The following is a 16,073-nucleotide window of genomic DNA, read 5'->3' on the forward strand; positions in this document are numbered from 1 at the left end:
TTTGGGGCGAGGCGGATGGGCTATCTGACACATCTGGGAATGGCGACGACGGGTGCCACCAAGTATATGAGTTCGATCGACGACCTGCTCCTGTCGCTCGACGGGGGCGTGCTCTATCAGGCCTCGGGCGAGGGCGGCGGCGTCGTCGTGCGCGATGCGGCTACGGGGGCCAAATTACTCGATCTGGCGCTCTATCCCGCAGGCTCGGGCCTCTACGGCACGGTCGATCTGGCGCTCTGCGAGGTTGGCGGCAAGCTCGCCCTTCTCGCCTCAGGCCCGCTGATCAGTGGCGTGGCGGGCTATTGGGTGGCCAGTAACGGCACGCTCAATCAGGCATTCACGCTCGAGAATAGTAGCCTCGACGCGATCAATATCCTTGAAACCGTGTCGATTGGCAGCACCGATCTTCTGATTACGGCGGGGCGCGAGGAAAACGGGTTCACGGTCTATACGCTCGGCACGAGCGGGGCGCTGTCGGTGACGGCGCGGGCGGATCTTGCGGCGGGCACTCTCCGCGATATCGAGACGGTGACCGTTGGCAGTGCGACCTATGTGCTGACCCTGTCGGATGACGATCCGAAACTGGGCTGCTATGCGCTCTCCTCCACGGGCAAGGTCAGCGCGCAGGCGGGGCTTGATCTGGCCGATGGTCTGGCGATCTCGAACCCTGTCGCGCTGACGCAGGTCACGCTGGCGGGACAGGTCTATGTGCTGGTGGGCGCGCAGGGGTCCAGCTCGGTGACGGTTGCGAGGATCGATGCTGCGGGCCAGCTGACGGTGACAGATCAGGTGAATGATGACCTGACGACGCGTTTCGGCCAGCTGACCGTGTTGGAGGCGGTCGAATACGAGGGCCGCGCCTATATCGTGGCGGGGGGCGGGGATGACGGGCTCTCGCTCCTGACGCTATTGCCCGACGGGCGGCTCCTGCATCTGGAAACGGTCGCCGACACCGAAGGCATGGCGATCGAGGACCCTTCGGCGCTGGAGCTGGCGGTGGTCGATGGCGAGTTGCGCCTCTATGTGGCAGGACAGGGCGAGGGCGAGGACGGGCTCTCGGCGCTCTCGCTGTTCAGTATCGATGTTGATCCGGGCTCGATCCTGAGCGGCACCAAGGCGGCGGATGCGCTGACCGGCGCGGGCGTCGATGACATCCTCTCGGGCGGTGCGGGCAATGACACCCTGCGCGGCGGTGCGGGGGATGATGTCATCATGGACGGCGCGGGCAGCGACCGGATGTGGGGGGGCGCGGGGGCCGATACATTCGTTCTGACCAAGGATGGCACCACCGACCGGATCGAGGATTTCGAGGTCGGGATCGACCGGATCGACCTGTCGCAGATCGGGCGCTTCTACACGGTCGATGCGCTGACCATCACCCCCATCACGGGCGGCGCCAGGATCACGCTGGGCGAGGAGACGGTGACGGTGATGTCTGCTGACGGGCGGTCGCTGAAGGCGTCCGATTTCAGTGCCGAGGATCTGCGCGATATCTGGCATATCGATATCAGCTATCTCACGCTCGGGCCGCAACATATCGTGGGCACGGCGGAGGACGAGTGGCTCGAGGGCGATCGCGGGGCCGATACGGTCACCGGCGGGCGCGGCGCCGATACGCTCTTGGGGGGCGCTGGCGATGATCTCCTTCTGGGCGAGATCGAGGACGGGAAATTCGATGCGGCCTCGGCGCAGGTGGTGCGGATCTTTCAGGCGACGCTCGACCGTGCGCCCAATGCGGCGGGCCATCTGGACTGGACGACCCAGATCCTGACGGGCGAGAAGACCCTCACCGAAGTGGCGGAGGGCTTTGTGAATTCGGCCGAGTTCCAGTCCACCTATGGCGAGCTGACCAATGCGCAATTTGTTACCCAACTCTATCAGAACGTGTTGGGGCGGGCGCCCGATGCCGCCGGTCTGAAAAGCTGGACCACGTTTCTGGGGCAGGAGGGCAATAGCCGTGCCGATGTAGTCGTAGGCTTTTCCGAAAGCACGGAATTCAGCCGAAATATGCAATCCGAAGTGCTGGATATGTCGCGCGCGGGCTATCAGGAAAGCTGGGCAGATGACGTGTTCCGGCTCTATCAGGCGACGCTCGGGCGCGCACCGGATCTGGCCGGCCTGACGGTCTGGACGACGGCGCTCTCGCAGGGGAAATCCTTCGGGGACGTCGTCGACGGGTTCGTCAACTCGCCCGAGTTCCAGCAGAGCTATGGCAATGTCGATGATGCGGGCTTCGTGACGCTTCTTTACCAAAATGTTCTGGGTCGTGCGCCGAATGCGGCGGGGCTGAGTGACTGGTGTGCCCGTATGGATCAGGGCTGGACCCGCGCCGAGGTGGTCGAGGGCTTTTCGCAAAGTGCCGAATTCGTGGCGCAGATGGCCGCGCCACTGAAGGCCTGGATGAAGGCACAGGGCGAGTGGAACCAGCTCGATGGCGGCAGTGGCGAGAATATCCTGTTCGGGGGGATGATGGCCGACCGGTTCGTGTTCTCGGCCGAGACACCCGGTTCGCATCTGGTGGTCGATTACCAGCCCTGGGACACCCTGTCCTTCGAGGGGTTCGGCTATGCGAGCGTGGCCGATATCAAGGCCCAGTTCACGCAGGACGGTGCTGATGCGGTCTTTGCCGACCAAGATGTCGAAGTGGTTCTGCGTAACATATCGGTGAACGAAATCGCCTATGACAGCTTCTCCTACTAAGCAGGCCGATTATGACGGAGGGTATTTTTATACAACCAAAAGGAGAAAATTGTTTACTAAGAAAGGTTTTGTTAACCATTCTTACCCTAGCGTTCGATAAGCCAATTCTTCGTGTGACATCCTTGATTTTTCAAAGAGGGACGAATGACAAAGATCGCTTTCATTACCGGAATCACAGGGCAGGACGGGGCCTATCTGGCGCGTCTTCTTCTCGAAAAAGGCTATGAAGTTCATGGCGGTGTGCGGCGTATCTCACAGCCGGACATGATGCGGCTCGACACTTTGGGAATCACGCAGCATCTGCATCTGCATGATTTCGATCTGAGTGACGCCAACAATATCTTCCGCACGATCCGCGATGTGGCAATGGACGAGTTCTACAACCTTGCCGGGCAAAGATTTGTGGGAGCCTCATGGGATGTGCCGGTCTATACCGCCGAGGTGGATGGTATGGCGGTGGTGCGAATGCTCGATGCGCTGCGCACCCTGCGTCCCGACTGCCGGTTCTATCAGGCCTCGACCTCCGAGATGTTCGGCGAGGTGCGCGCCGTGCCACAGCTGGAAAGCACGCCCTTCTACCCCCGCTCGCCCTATGGTGTGGCCAAGGTCTTTGCCCATTACATGACGGTGAATTACCGTGAGAGCTTCGGGATGCATGCGTCTTCCGGCATTCTCTTCAACCATGAGAGCCCGCTGCGCGGCAAGGAATTCGTGACGCGCAAGATCTCGATGGGGCTTGCGGCGCTGGCGCATGGGGCCAATGCGCCTGTGGAACTGGGCAATATGGCCGCCAAACGCGATTGGGGATTTGCGGGCGATTATGTCGAGGGGATGTGGCGGATGCTGCAGCGTGACAAACCCGGGGATTTCGTGCTGGCGACGGGGACCAGCACCACGATCCGCGACTTCTTCACCTATGTCGGCGAGGCGCTGGATATGGAAGTGATCTGGGAAGGGGAGGGCGCGGAGGAGGCCGCCTATGACCGCCGCTCGGGGCGTCAGCTGATGCAGGTCAATCCCCGCTTCTACCGGCCGGCCGAGGTGGAGCTGCTGCTGGGCGATCCGTCCAAGGCCCGCATCGAGCTGGGCTGGGAGGCGCGCACCGATGTGCGGGCGCTGGCCGCGATGATGGCGCGGGCCGATTTCGACGCACAGGCGCAGCATCTGCGCTAAGCCTTACTTTCACGCGCGGAGGATGCCCATGCGTCGCCTGTTTTCCATCCTGCGGCTTGTTGTCCGCAAAATCCTGTCCCGTCTGCGCCGGTTCCGTGACCGGCGCGAGACCCGCCGCATTCAGGCGCCGTTCATCGGCAATCTCGAGGGGCTGCATATCGCGGATGATACGATCAGGGGCTGGGTCTTCGATGAGCGCGCGCCCCGTGCGACAGGGTTGCAGGTCGGGCTCTATGCGCAAGGCGCGTTACTGGATGTGGTGACGGTCGAGCAACCGCGCGCCGATGTAGCCGCGCATCATGGCTGTGCCTTGGGATGCGGATTTGCCTTTCCTCTGTCCGAGGCGCTGATCGCGCCGATCCGGCAGGCGGGCGGTGTGGTCAGCGTCCGTATCGTCGGGCCCGAACCGCGCGAGATCGGGCAGCTCGGTCTGATGGTGCAATCGGGGCCTGACACCGATCCTGTCGATCTGACCGCCCTCATCGCACGGTTCCTGTCAGAGGATCTGGCCGATATCGACGCGATGCTTGAGGCACCCGTGCCGGAGCCCTTCTCCGAAGGCGTGCCGGATCTCGTGCCCCATAAGGCTCTATTCGAGACCCGCCCACTGGTTCCGGTGGCTGATTGCGTGCCAAGCGGCCTGCCCGCGTATCAGGAATTTACGCGCCACCGCAACAGGGTCGAGGAAGAGTTTCAGGTTGTGCCCGACAGTTCCGAGCGCGATCGCTTCCTGTATTTCTATCTGACCACCTATAACGCGACCCGCCGCCAGCGCGTCCCGCTTAGTGCTGCAGATATTGCCTATCTCAATGCCACGCTCTCGATGGGCGGGGCGCGGCAGCGGCTTACGCGAATGATGTGGTGGCGCCTTGCCCAGAGGCGCGATCTTCTGGCCGAACTCGATCTCAATGACCGCGGCTCATATACGCGGCTCGTGTTCTGGTGGGCATGGCAGGACGCGGCGCATCTGGGGGTCGAGGACTGTCTGGTCACCGATAGCATGGCTGACCTGTTGCGCAGCATTGCGCCCTCGCGCCAGTTCGACGACTGGCCGCTGACGACCTTTGCCGAAAGGGTCTTCAATGCGAGCGTGGCTCTGCATTTCCTTGCGCCGGGGCGCAGTGCCGAAAGCCGCAAGGAGCTTTATCTCATCCTTTTGGTGAGGGCATTGAAGCGGCCCGATATCCTGCGCTACATGCCGCGGCGGCTGTGTGATGCACTGCTTCTACCGGTGGAATCGGGCGGGCGTTCGGAACTCGAGACGTTCCTCGCGCGTGTGACGGGGCGCAATAGCGTTGCTTTTGCGCGTGAGCGCTATGCCCATGCACTGCGCGAGAAGGGCTTCGACCTTGAAAGCCTGCGTTTCCTGACCCTGACGGAGGACGGGCACCGGCTGGAAGCGGCCGCGCTTCCGGTGCCGAAGGGCGCGCTGGCCGATATCCAGCTGATCGGCCCTCTGGCGAAGGCCTCGGGGCTGGGGCAGGCCGCACGGCTTTCGGCCAGCATTCTGGCGCAGACCGGCACGCATCTGCGCTGCGTCGATTTCGATATGGATAATCCTGCACCGGAAGGATTTAGTACCGATGGCACGCTGATCGAAAGCTATGGTCCGGCCAGGATCAATCTCATCCATCTCAATGCGGAATCGGTGCCTCTGGCTTTTGCCTATCAACCCGATGTGTTCTCCCACAGCTATAATATTGGCTATTTCTACTGGGAGCTCGACCGTCCGGCGGCCTGCCACTATCTTGCGCTCCAGATGCTCGACGAGATCTGGCTGTCCTCGGACTATGGTGTGCAGATCTATCGGCCGCATTTCGATGGCCCTATCCGCAATGTGGGGATGTGTTTCGAGCCCAATGACGATATCGACCGGCAGAGCGCGCGCCGCTTCGTGGAACGCAGGTTCCGGCTGTCGGGCAAGCATTTCGTCTGTCTTGTAGCCTTTGACAGTTTCTCCTTCGTGCAACGCAAGAACCCGCTGAATGCCCTGCGCAGCTTCCAGAAGGCCTTCGAGGGCGTGCCGGAGGCACGCCTGATCGTGAAGACCCAGAACCGGCATTCGGTCTTCGATCCCGTGCAGATCCGGATTTGGGACGAGATGGAGGCGATCATGTCCCGCGATCCCCGGATCTTGCTGATGAACGAGACGCTCAGTTACCGTGACCTGCTGAGGCTGAAGAAAGGGGCGGATTGCTATCTGTCGCTCCATCGTTCGGAAGGCTGGGGGTTCGGGATGATCGAAGCGATGAGCCTCGGTGTGCCGGTCGTCTGTTCGGCCTATTCGGGCAATCTTGAATTCTGCACTGAAGATACCGCATGGCTCGTGCCCTGCACCGAGGCTGCGCTCTCGAAGGGCGATTATATCTTCACGCCCAAGGGCGCGGTCTGGGCCGAGCCGGATGTCGAAACGGCGGCGCGCCTTTTGCGGCAGGTCTATGAGGATCCCGCGGCGCGCGAGCGCAAGACCGCCTATGCGCTCGACTTTATCAGGACGCATTTCTCGATCACGCCGATTGCTGCGCGCTATAAGGTGCGGCTCGAGCAGATCCTTGACCAGCTTGATCACCCCTCACGGGAGGCCGCAGAATGACCCTTGCCGCTCCGACCGATCTGCCCGCGGCCCTACCGCATGCTCTGGTGCGCGACACATTCCAGCTGTTTCTTGCGCGCGACCCCAATCCCGAGGCGCAATTCGGCGATTTCGGTGGCCTGCTCGGGACGCTGTTCGGCTCGCAGGAGTTCTTGACATCGCAGCGGGCACAGAAAACCGATCTGGCTTGGCCCGAGCGGCAGTATTTTATCGCCCGCCAGCTCGGAATTCTCTACTGTCCGATCGGCAAGAACGCCTGCAGCTATTTCAAACGCGCGATGGTCCATCTTGCCGATCATCCCAGACGTCACATCCTTGATCGCTCGATCCACCAGCTGACCGACCATATCCGCACCGGTATGCAGCTTTCGGATTACACCGAGAGCGAGATCTCCGCGATCTGGCGCGATCCCGATCTCTACAGCTTCGCGATCCTGCGCGACCCCTACCGGCGGCTGCTATCGGCCTATATCGAGAAATTCGTGGTGAACCGCATGGATGGCGCCAACCTGACTTATCACACCGGCCCGCTCATCGAGGCTGTACAGAAGGCGCAAGGGTTACCCGGGCCGGATTTCGCGCGAGGCATCCGTTTTCGGGATTTCATCCTGCATATTACCGCACAGCCGCCCGAAACCCTCGATCCCCACTGGCGGCCGCAATATCTCTATCTCGGCGACCATCACTGGAGCGCGCTCTATGATTTCGACAATCTCGCGCAGGCCGTGCGCGATCTGGAGGCCATGTCGGGCATCGAGCTGAGCCAGCCGCCCGTCAACCGTTCGGGGAGCGGCGAGGGGGTGACGCATTTCGGCGCCGAGCAGCTTCTGCCCGCAGTGCTGGACCGGCTGCCGATGATCGATGCGGAATCCTTCCTGACGGAGGATCTTAAGGAACGAATCTCCCAGTATTACGCGCGCGATTTCGCGCTGATGGCCGAGAAGATTTCGTAGTGGCCGTGCCATGCCCCCGTCAGAGGTTCTCGGGGGTGATGATCTCGAACGGAAGTACATATTGCGTTGTTGTGCCGGACCCTTGTTGCGACAGCGAATCGAGCATGCTCTGCACCAGAAGGTTGGAGATGGGTCCGATCGGATGGCAAAGCGCTGCGGTAATCAGTCGCTCGGACAATCCCCTTCGGATTTCGGGGCCCATATCGCGGCATACGACCTGAATTTTCGCGCGTCGTTCGGGTGCTGTCTCGCGCAGCGCCCGCAGAACGCCGGAAATTCCGCCCCCGACGATGAAGATCCCCCGCAGATCCTCGTCGCTATCTTGCAGAAGCTCGGTCACCATCTGATAGGCGACATCCGATTCCTCATGTGTCGCGCGGCTTTCATCGACATGCAGATGCGGAGCATGTTCGCGCATATAGGAGCGGAAGCTGGCATCGGCGACATCCTGACACTGATAGCGGTGGTTGCCGTTGAAGACGGCAACCCGGCCTGCGTTTTTTGTCGTCTGGGCAATAAGGAACCCCGCCGTCCGTCCGAGTTTCCAGTTATCCGCCCCGACATAGCCTGCCCGTTCGGGTGCGGACTGGTCGGTGATATAGGCTACAACCGGTTTGCCCCTTTCGTGCAGGCTTCGAATCGTCTGGCCGATCAGGGGATGGTCGGCGGCGATGATGGCAACTGCATTACATCTTTCTGCCAAAGCCGTGAGGCGCGATGAGATATTATCTGGCGTGAGCACATCCACAAATTCCACATCCGGTTCAACGATCGCGTCACGCCTCGCGCGACAGGCCGTGACAATGGCACGCCCGAAGATCTGGTAAAGCTCGCGATTGCCTTGCTGCAGGAGGAACCCGAGACGGATACCGGGTAGGGTGCTGCGCAGCTGCTGATTGATCGATTCAACCCCGTAAAACCCAATATTTTCCGCGGCTTCCTGCACGCGCTGGATCGTGGTGTCGCGCACATTTCCGGCGCCCGCCAGAATGCGATTGACGGTCGACACGGAAACGCCCGCCGCTTTGGCCAGATCGGATATCGTAGGTCTGTTCATAGGGTCACCGTTGCCTGAATATCATCGTGAATGACACGTTATGAAACAAAAGTTTCTTTTACTCAAGAATATTATTTCACCTTCTCGGAGATAAGGGTAAGAAAAGGATGTTCGGCCCCAGAGGAGGTTTGGGGTCTAGGGAGGACAATCTATGACAAAATTCAGCCGTCTCGCGGCAAGTGTCGCGACCGTCGTGACCTTGGGTTGCTATGCTGGTGCAGCTTTTGCTGCGGATATTTTCGTGGTGGGTGGCAAGCCTGACGATCCCTTCTGGTCGATCGTGAAGCGTGGCGCGGAAGATGCCGGCAAGCTGGCTAAAGAGCAGGGCGGTTCCGTCACCTGGCTCGGCCCGCAGAACTATGACAATCTCGGCGTCGACGCCGCCGAACTGATCCGTCAGGCGATCAGCCAGGGCGCCGATGCAATCGCGGCACCCGATTGGGTTCCGGAAGCGATGGATCCTGCCTTCAAGGCAGTGGTCGATGCAGGCATCCCGCTGATCATCATCAATGCCGGTGGTCTGGACGCCGCCGACAAGCTCGGCGCTATGAACTATATCGGCTCGGATGATTACGAGAACGGCAAAGCGGCCGGCGGCTATTTTGCCAAACATGACATCAAGAACGTTGTTTGCATCAACACCCTGCCGGGTGCTGCAAATATCGAAGCGAACTGCAAAGGCCTGACCGACGGGATCACCGAAGCAGGTGGTAGCGGTGAGGTTCTGCCGCTTCCGGCGACCTCCTTCGGCAACCAGACTGCTGTGGCACAGGCCGTCAAAGCCTATCTTCTGCAGAATCCCGAAGTTACCGGTATCTATACCGTGTCGGACGTGGATGCGAATGCCTCGATCAACGGTGTGATGCAGTCGGGTAAATCGGGCAAAGTCCAGGTCGGTGGCCTGAACATGAACGAGACCATCCTGAACAACATCAAGGCCGGCAAGCAGATGTTTGCCATCGATCAACAGGGCTACATGCAAGGTTACATGGCCGCGTCGATCCTGAACGCGCATGTCAATTTCGGCCTGTCGATCCCGACCCGTGAGATCCTCACCGGCCCGGGCATTGTCGACGCGGAAAATGTCGATGCGACCATGGACGGCCTGAAGCAAGGCGTCCGCTAAGCAAAGCCAGTGAGACTGTGCCGTCCGGACTGTCCGGTCGGCACCCCGAGAGGCGGAAGGGCGACAGCCCTGTCGTCACCAAAATGGTGGCCACCCGCCTTCCTTTCGAACCTCGTACAGGGAAAATCGAATGGTTTCCGAGACTCAAGGAGCCGCACCCGCAGTGTCCGGTGGCAGCGCAAAATCTTCGGGGTTGGGGCGTCATCTTCGTCGTCCTGAGGCCGGGTCGCTTTTCGGCATGTTTGCCGTGTTTATCTTCTTCGCTATTTTCGCCGGTCAGGCCTTCCTGTCGCCTGCAGGCTTTGCCAGCTGGTTGAACGTCGCCGCAGAGATCGGGATCGTGGCATTGCCCATCGGTATCCTGATGATCGCAGGCGAGCTGGATCTCTCGATCGGCTCGGTCATTCCGGCCTCTTCGCTGACGGTCGCCGTGGTTTCCGGCTATTTCGGTCTGCCCGATATTATCGGTATCGCTTGTGGCCTTGGCTTCGGTGTGCTGGTCGGTCTGGTCAACGGTCTGGTCGTGACCCGCACCGCCGTGCCCTCGCTGATCGTGACCATCGGGTCGATGTTTGGGGTGATGGGTCTGACGCTGGGCCTTTCGGTTCTCGTGACCGGCTCGACCGCGACCGCGCTGTCGCCCGATCCGCTGACCACCACGCTGCTGGGTCATTTCGTCGCCTACATGTTCCAGGTCACCATCTTCTGGTGGATCGGTTTCGCGGTGGTGCTGGCCTATATCCTGCACGTCTCGCCCTGGGGCAACTGGATCTATGCGCTTGGTGGCGACAAGATCTCGGCGCGCAACGCCGGTATCCCCACCGAGAAAGTGACGATCTCGCTCTTCATGCTCTCGGGTTTTGCCGCAGCTTTCGTCGGCGTCAGCCAGGTAATAGTCTACCAGAGCGCGCAGGTCGCCGGTGGCCAGTCCTTCATCTTCAACTCCATCATGTGTGTCGTGATCGGTGGCGTGCTTCTGACCGGTGGCTTCGGCTCCATCCTCGGGATCGTTCTGGGCACCATCACCTTCGCCATGGTGAACCAAGGGATCTACTTCACGGGCTTTGATGCCAACTTGGGGTCTGTCATCATCGGTGCGCTTCTCCTGATCGCGGTTCTGATGAACGATACTTTCCGCAAGCTTGCGCTCAGCTACGCGACGAAGAAGAAGTGAGTGTGATCTGATGAAAAACTCTGTCTTTTCCGACTTCCTCCGCCGCCCCGAAGCGGGCTCCGTCCTCAGCCTCATCGCCGTCTTCGCCTTCTTCGTGATCTTTGGCGGTGTCAATCTGGGCAATCTGGTGGGCTCGGCCTCCTGGGTCAACTTCGCGGCCAATCTCGGTATCGTCGCCATCCCGATGGGTCTGCTGATGATCGCAGGCGAGCTCGATATCTCGATCGGCGCGATGATCCCCGCGGGTTCGATGACCGTCGCCATCCTCTCGGGCTATTACGGCCTGCCGATCTGGGTGGGCATGGCGGGCTCCATCGGTCTCGGCGTGATCGTGGGCACCATCAACGGTCTTCTGGCCACCCGCACCACGGTGCCGACGCTGATCATCACGCTGGGCACGCTGGTGGCCATGCAGGGGATCGTGCTCTCGGCCTCCGTGCTGCTCACCGGTTCCGCCTCGGTCGCGCTGCAATCGCCGGGATGGGCCAAGTTCCTCTTTGGCCAGCTTATCGGCGGCAGCTACCAGGTGATCATCGTGTGGTGGATCGCCATGACCATCGGCTTCGTCTATGTGCTGCACCATTCGCGCCGCGGTAACTGGATCTTTGCTCTCGGTGGCGACAAGGTCTCGGCCCGTAACGCCGGTATCCCCACCGACCGCCTGATGATCGGCCTCTTCATCCTCTCGGCTGTGAGCGCCTCCTTTGTCGGCATGTGCGGGGCGATCCTGTTCAACTCGGCGCAGGTGTCCGGTGGTATGAACTATATCTTCAACGCGGTGGTGGCCGTGGTTGTGGGTGGCGTCCTTCTGACCGGTGGCTTCGGCTCCATCATGGGGATCTTCGTCGGCACCATTACCTTCGCCATCGTCAGCCAGGGGATCTACTTCACCGATATCGACCGCAACTGGTCGAGCCTGATCCTCGGCGCGATGCTGCTTGTGGCCGTCCTGATGAATAACGGCTTCCGTAAACTGGCGCTGAGCGCGCCGTCCAAGAAAACTCAGAAGTGAGGACACGGATCATGATCACCCCGGTTCTGGAACTGCGCAACGTCAACAAGTCCTTCGGTCCGATCGACGTGCTGCACGATATCTCTCTCAAAGTCGAAGCGGGCGAAGTGCTCTGCCTGCTGGGTGATAACGGTGCGGGGAAATCGACCCTCATCAAGACGCTCGCAGGGGTCCATAAGCCCACCACCGGCGAGATGTTCATGGATGGCGAGGCGGTCAGCTTCGACAAGCCCAAGGACGCCGCCGATCGTGGGATCGCCACAGTGCACCAGTTCGGCGGCACCTTCCCGCTGATGACCATCGGCCGCAGCTTCTTCGTGGGTGTCGAGCCCGTCAAAAAGATCGGCCCCTTCAAGTTCTTCGACCGCAAGACCGCGAATGAAGTTGCCGTCAAAGCGGTCCAGAGCTTCGGCATCACCCGTATCGATGATGGCGACCGTCTGATCGGTGGTCTGTCGGGCGGGGAGCGCCAGTCGCTCGCCATCGCACGGGCCGTCCATTTCGGCGCCCGCGTCCTTATCCTCGACGAGCCGACCGCAGCCCTTGGTGTCAAACAGGCAAGCCACGTCCTACGCATCATCATGGAAGCCAAGCGTCGCGGCATCGCGGTGATCTTCATCACCCACCAGGTGACCCACGCGATGGCCGTTGGCGATCATTACGCGGTTTTGATCCGCGGCGCGGTTGCCGCAAACTTCAAACGCGGCGAGAAAACCCGTGAGGAAATTACCGACCTGATGGCAGGCGGTGAGGCATTGGCCGATCTGGGCGAGGCAATGGAAAGCCATATGGCAACCCATGACGGCCATCCGCCGCAGGTTGTCGCCTGAGCCCTATGAAAATGGATAGGGCGTCCGGAGGAGGGACGCCCCGTTCGAACGCTTCTTAAAGGTCCTGACCATGAAACACACGCTCGACCCGCATATGATCCGTCACCTGTCTTTGGAAGACACGGTGCGCAAGGTCGCCGAACTGGGCTATGACTATGTCGAAATGTCGCCCCGTCCCGACTTCTTCGCATGGTGGACCCGACCGAAGCTTTACCCGGAGCGTATCAAGAGCTTCAAACAGGCGTTGCGCGACAATAATGTCGGCCTCGCTACGATCCAGCCGATGTATCGCTGGGCCAGCCCCTATCAGGACGAATGGGATAACGCGATCGACAACTGGAAACGCGCGATCGAGTTCGCCGTCGAGCTGGAATGCCCGATGTTCGTTTCCGAATTCGGCCGCGGTGGCTCGCCGAACCGCTCGCTGAACGACCGTTCGGGCCTGCACCGCCCCGAGACCTGCGAGATGCAGTTCTTCCGTGCAATGGACATCATCGTGCCGCTCTTGGAGAAAGAGGGCATCAAGCTGTCGCTTGAAGCGCATCCCGAGGACTGGGTCGAGGAGATCCATCCGGCGATCGACATCATCAAGACGATCAACTCGCCGATGGTCCGCGCCTCGTTCATCGCGCCGCATACCTTCTTCTACGGGCCCGATATGGAAGCCAACCTGCGCGCGACCGCAGGCCTTCTGGAGCATGTCCGCCTGGCCGATACCTATGACCATAACAAGTCGTCGGAGCTGCGCTATATCGTGAACCCGCCGGAATCCAAGGTCCGCGTTCACCAGCACCTCGATTATGGTCAGGGCGAGATCAACTGGGATCTGTTCTTCTCGACCCTCGCAGATATGAAATTCGATGGCGTTCTGTCGAACTGCGTCTTCGCATGGGAGGACCGCGCCGAGGACAGCGCGCGCTTCATGCTCGCAGAGACCAAACGCTATCTCGACAAGCATTACAAATAAGGAACACGCCATGGTACTCAAGGTTGGAGTCATCGGCACCGGCATGATCGGTCAGGACCATATCCGTCGTCTGACCCAGGTCCTGTCGGGGGTGGAAATTACCGCCGTCACCGACATCGCGCTTGACCGCGCACAATCCGCCGCCCCCGCTGGCGCGGAAGTCTTCGAGACCCCCGAGGCGCTGATCGCCTCGGACAAGGTCGACGCCATCGTCATCTGTTCGTGGGGCCCTGCCCATGAGGAGCAGCTCCTGACAGCCATCGCCCACGGCAAGCCCGTGTTCTGCGAGAAGCCGATGGTGACCTCGGAAGAGGCGGCCCTGCGCGTGATGAAAGCCGAGGTCGCTTTCGGTCGCCGTCTGGTGCAGGTGGGCTTCATGCGCCGTTTCGATGCCGATTACCGCCGCCTGAAGGCCGTGATCGACAGCGGCACGCTGGGCGCACCGCTTCTGTATAAATCCTGCCACCGCAACGCATCGGTGCCGGAGGGGCTCTACACCTCGGAAATGCCGCTCAATGACACGCTGGTCCATGATGCGGATATCTCGCGCTGGCTCCTGAGCGACGAGGTCGTGGGTGTCGAGGTGCGTCTGCCGCGCCGCTCCTCCAAAGGCGGCGAGCTGCGTGACCCCCATATCGTGCTGCTGCATTGCGCCTCGGGGGCCATCGTCGATGTCGAGATCTCGGTCAATATCGGCTATGGCTATGATATCCGTGGGGAAGTCAGCTGCGAGGCAGGGATTGCCGCGCTGCCGAACCGTCCGGCGACTGTTATCTCGGACGCGCATGGCTACCGTCAGGCACTGCCGGCCGACTGGCGCGAGCGCTTCATCGAAGCCTATGATCAGGAATTCCGCGAATGGATCGTGGCCGCGGGCGAGGGCACCGCAACCGGCCCGTCCGCATGGGATGGCTACGCCGCGACGCTCGTCGCCGATGCAGCCCTGCGCGCAGTGGAGAGCGGTGTGCTCGAGCCTGTCACGATGATTGAAAAACCCGCGCTTTACACCGATGGTATCAGCCTCGGCCAGGCGCTGCGGGAGGAAAATGCATGAAACTTTCGATTTGCACCGATGTGATGGGCAATCTGTCCTTCACGGATATGCTCGACAAATGCGTCGAGCTTGGTGTGGAAGGCATCGAGATGACGGGTGGCGGGTGGTCGAAAGGCCCCCACTTCCGCGCCGACGAGCTTCTGGCCGATAAAGGCCTCTTGAAGCAGAAGCTGGCCGAGATCGAGGCTCGTGGCCTGAAGATCGCCGCCCTCAACTGCTCGGCCAACCCGCTCGATCCGGGCGCGATGGGCACCCGTCATCTCAAAGAGATGAAGGAAACCATCACGCTTGCAGGCGAGATCGGCGTCGAAACCATCGTCACCATGTCGGGTCTGCCCGAGGCGGCGCCCGGTGACACCGTCCCGAACTGGCTGGTCTATACCAAGTCCTGGCCCGACGAGATGCCCGAGCGCGACCGTTATCAATGGGAAGACCGTGCCTTCCCGCTCTGGCACGATCTGGTCGATTTCGGCAAGAAGGCTGGCATCAAGCGCTATGCGCTCGAGAATTTCTCGGCGATGCTGGTCTGGAACCCCGAGACCCTGTTCCGTCTGCGCAACGAAGTGGGCGAGATGGTCGGTATGAACCTCGACCCCTCGCACCTGATGTGGATGGGCGCGGAGCCGATCGCATCTGCCCGCGCGCTGGGGAAGGCGATCCACCACTGCCACGGCAAGGACACCCGCATCGAGCGCGGCGTCTGCGACGTGAACGGCCTTCTCGAGCTGAAAGACGTGACCGATGTCGCGAACCGCAGCTGGAACTATGTCGCCGTGGGCGCGGGCCGTGACCTGCAATGGTGGAAGGAGTTCTTCTCCGTTGTCGGCATGATGGGCTATAATGGCTGGGTCAGCCTCGAGATGGAAGATTTCACCATGTCGACCGAGGCGGGTATCCAGTCCTCCATCGATGCGCTGAAAGCGACCATCATCCGCTAACCGCTTCCTCCCGAGGATGTGGCCGGAGCTTCCCCCTCCGGCCACTTGGAAGGGCGCATCCGAACGGGACAGGCTTTGGAGATACCAAGACCATGTACAAGTTCATCATCACGATCCTTTGCCAGCCCGGCACGCGCGAGAAGATCCTCGAGCGCGCCCCGGCTGCACAGGCAGCCACCCGCGCCGAGGCGGGTTGCCTTTCCTATGACTTTTTCACCTGCACGGATGATCCCGACAAGCTGGTCTTCGTGGAATCCTGGGTCGATGAGGCCGCGCATGCCTTCCATATGGAACAGTCCTACACCAAGGACTTCATCGCCTATCACGAACAGTTCCACCAGAGCCTGACCTTCGAGACGATCAACCCCGCTGCCTGAAATGACCCTGCGCATCATGTCCGCGATGCGACCCGAGGACGGAGAATACCTATGTCGAAACCATTGGATGTAATTACGATTGGTCGCGCTGGCGTTGACCTTTACGGCTCGCAGGTTGG

General features: G+C 60.9%; 13 protein-coding genes. 12 read left to right on the forward strand and 1 reads right to left on the reverse strand.

What is annotated here, in order from left to right; translation table 11 throughout:
• Positions 1-15: 15 nt before the first annotated feature.
• The 4 genes from VSX56_RS17430 (at position 16) to VSX56_RS17445 (ending at position 7,419) form a co-directional block, all read left to right on the forward strand.
• On the forward strand, positions 16-2,700 hold the full coding sequence (locus VSX56_RS17430; RefSeq protein WP_350938939.1) for a DUF4214 domain-containing protein: 2,685 nt from the start codon (positions 16-18) through the stop codon (positions 2,698-2,700).
• A 144-nt stretch (positions 2,701-2,844) separates the two neighbouring features.
• Positions 2,845-3,873 carry a GDP-mannose 4,6-dehydratase gene (gmd, locus tag VSX56_RS17435; RefSeq protein ID WP_350938941.1) on the forward strand — a complete coding sequence of 343 codons (1,029 nt, stop codon included), beginning with the start codon at positions 2,845-2,847 and terminating at the stop codon, positions 3,871-3,873.
• Positions 3,874-3,901: 28 nt separating this feature from the next.
• Positions 3,902-6,466 (forward strand): glycosyltransferase, encoded by a 2,565-nt coding sequence (locus tag VSX56_RS17440; protein WP_339115213.1) that lies wholly within the window; start codon positions 3,902-3,904, stop codon positions 6,464-6,466.
• On the forward strand, positions 6,463-7,419 hold the full coding sequence (locus VSX56_RS17445; RefSeq protein ID WP_350938943.1) for a sulfotransferase family 2 domain-containing protein: 957 nt from the start codon (positions 6,463-6,465) through the stop codon (positions 7,417-7,419). Before VSX56_RS17440 ends, VSX56_RS17445 begins: the two co-directional genes overlap by 4 nt.
• Positions 7,420-7,438: 19 nt before the next feature.
• Here VSX56_RS17445 and VSX56_RS17450 read toward each other — a convergent pair whose 3' ends face one another.
• Entirely contained in the window at positions 7,439-8,476 is a 1,038-nt protein-coding gene (locus VSX56_RS17450) for a LacI family DNA-binding transcriptional regulator (RefSeq protein WP_350938945.1), read from the reverse strand.
• Positions 8,477-8,717: 241 nt separating this feature from the next.
• Between VSX56_RS17450 and VSX56_RS17455 the strand changes: the two genes are divergently transcribed.
• From VSX56_RS17455 to VSX56_RS17490, 8 genes are all read left to right on the forward strand, one after another.
• A complete protein-coding gene (locus VSX56_RS17455) occupies positions 8,718-9,602 on the forward strand; it encodes a sugar ABC transporter substrate-binding protein (protein WP_350938947.1) in 885 nt (294 codons plus the stop codon).
• A gap of 130 nt (positions 9,603-9,732) precedes the next feature.
• Entirely contained in the window at positions 9,733-10,776 is a 1,044-nt protein-coding gene (locus tag VSX56_RS17460; RefSeq protein ID WP_339115209.1) for an ABC transporter permease, read from the forward strand.
• Between the two features lie 10 nt (positions 10,777-10,786).
• Complete coding sequence (locus VSX56_RS17465; RefSeq protein WP_350938949.1) at positions 10,787-11,788, forward strand: ABC transporter permease; 1,002 nt, start codon at positions 10,787-10,789, stop codon at positions 11,786-11,788.
• 11 nt (positions 11,789-11,799) lie between these two features.
• Positions 11,800-12,618 (forward strand): ATP-binding cassette domain-containing protein, encoded by an 819-nt coding sequence (locus tag VSX56_RS17470; protein ID WP_350938951.1) that lies wholly within the window; start codon positions 11,800-11,802, stop codon positions 12,616-12,618.
• Between the two features lie 70 nt (positions 12,619-12,688).
• Complete coding sequence (locus tag VSX56_RS17475; RefSeq protein ID WP_339115206.1) at positions 12,689-13,585, forward strand: sugar phosphate isomerase/epimerase family protein; 897 nt, start codon at positions 12,689-12,691, stop codon at positions 13,583-13,585.
• Positions 13,586-13,595: 10 nt separating this feature from the next.
• Positions 13,596-14,639, forward strand: a complete 1,044-nt coding sequence (locus VSX56_RS17480; RefSeq protein WP_339115205.1) for a Gfo/Idh/MocA family oxidoreductase — start codon at positions 13,596-13,598, stop codon at positions 14,637-14,639.
• Positions 14,636-15,577 carry a sugar phosphate isomerase/epimerase family protein gene (locus VSX56_RS17485; RefSeq protein ID WP_339115204.1) on the forward strand — a complete coding sequence of 314 codons (942 nt, stop codon included), beginning with the start codon at positions 14,636-14,638 and terminating at the stop codon, positions 15,575-15,577. The genes VSX56_RS17480 and VSX56_RS17485 overlap by 4 nt, the downstream gene beginning before the upstream one ends.
• Before the next feature lie 92 nt (positions 15,578-15,669).
• Entirely contained in the window at positions 15,670-15,954 is a 285-nt protein-coding gene (locus tag VSX56_RS17490) for a putative quinol monooxygenase (RefSeq protein WP_339115203.1), read from the forward strand.
• The last annotated feature ends 119 nt before the right edge of the window (positions 15,955-16,073 follow it).

Source organism: Thioclava kandeliae (genome assembly GCF_040297545.1).
Taxonomy (GTDB): Bacteria; Pseudomonadota; Alphaproteobacteria; order Rhodobacterales; family Rhodobacteraceae; genus Thioclava; species Thioclava kandeliae.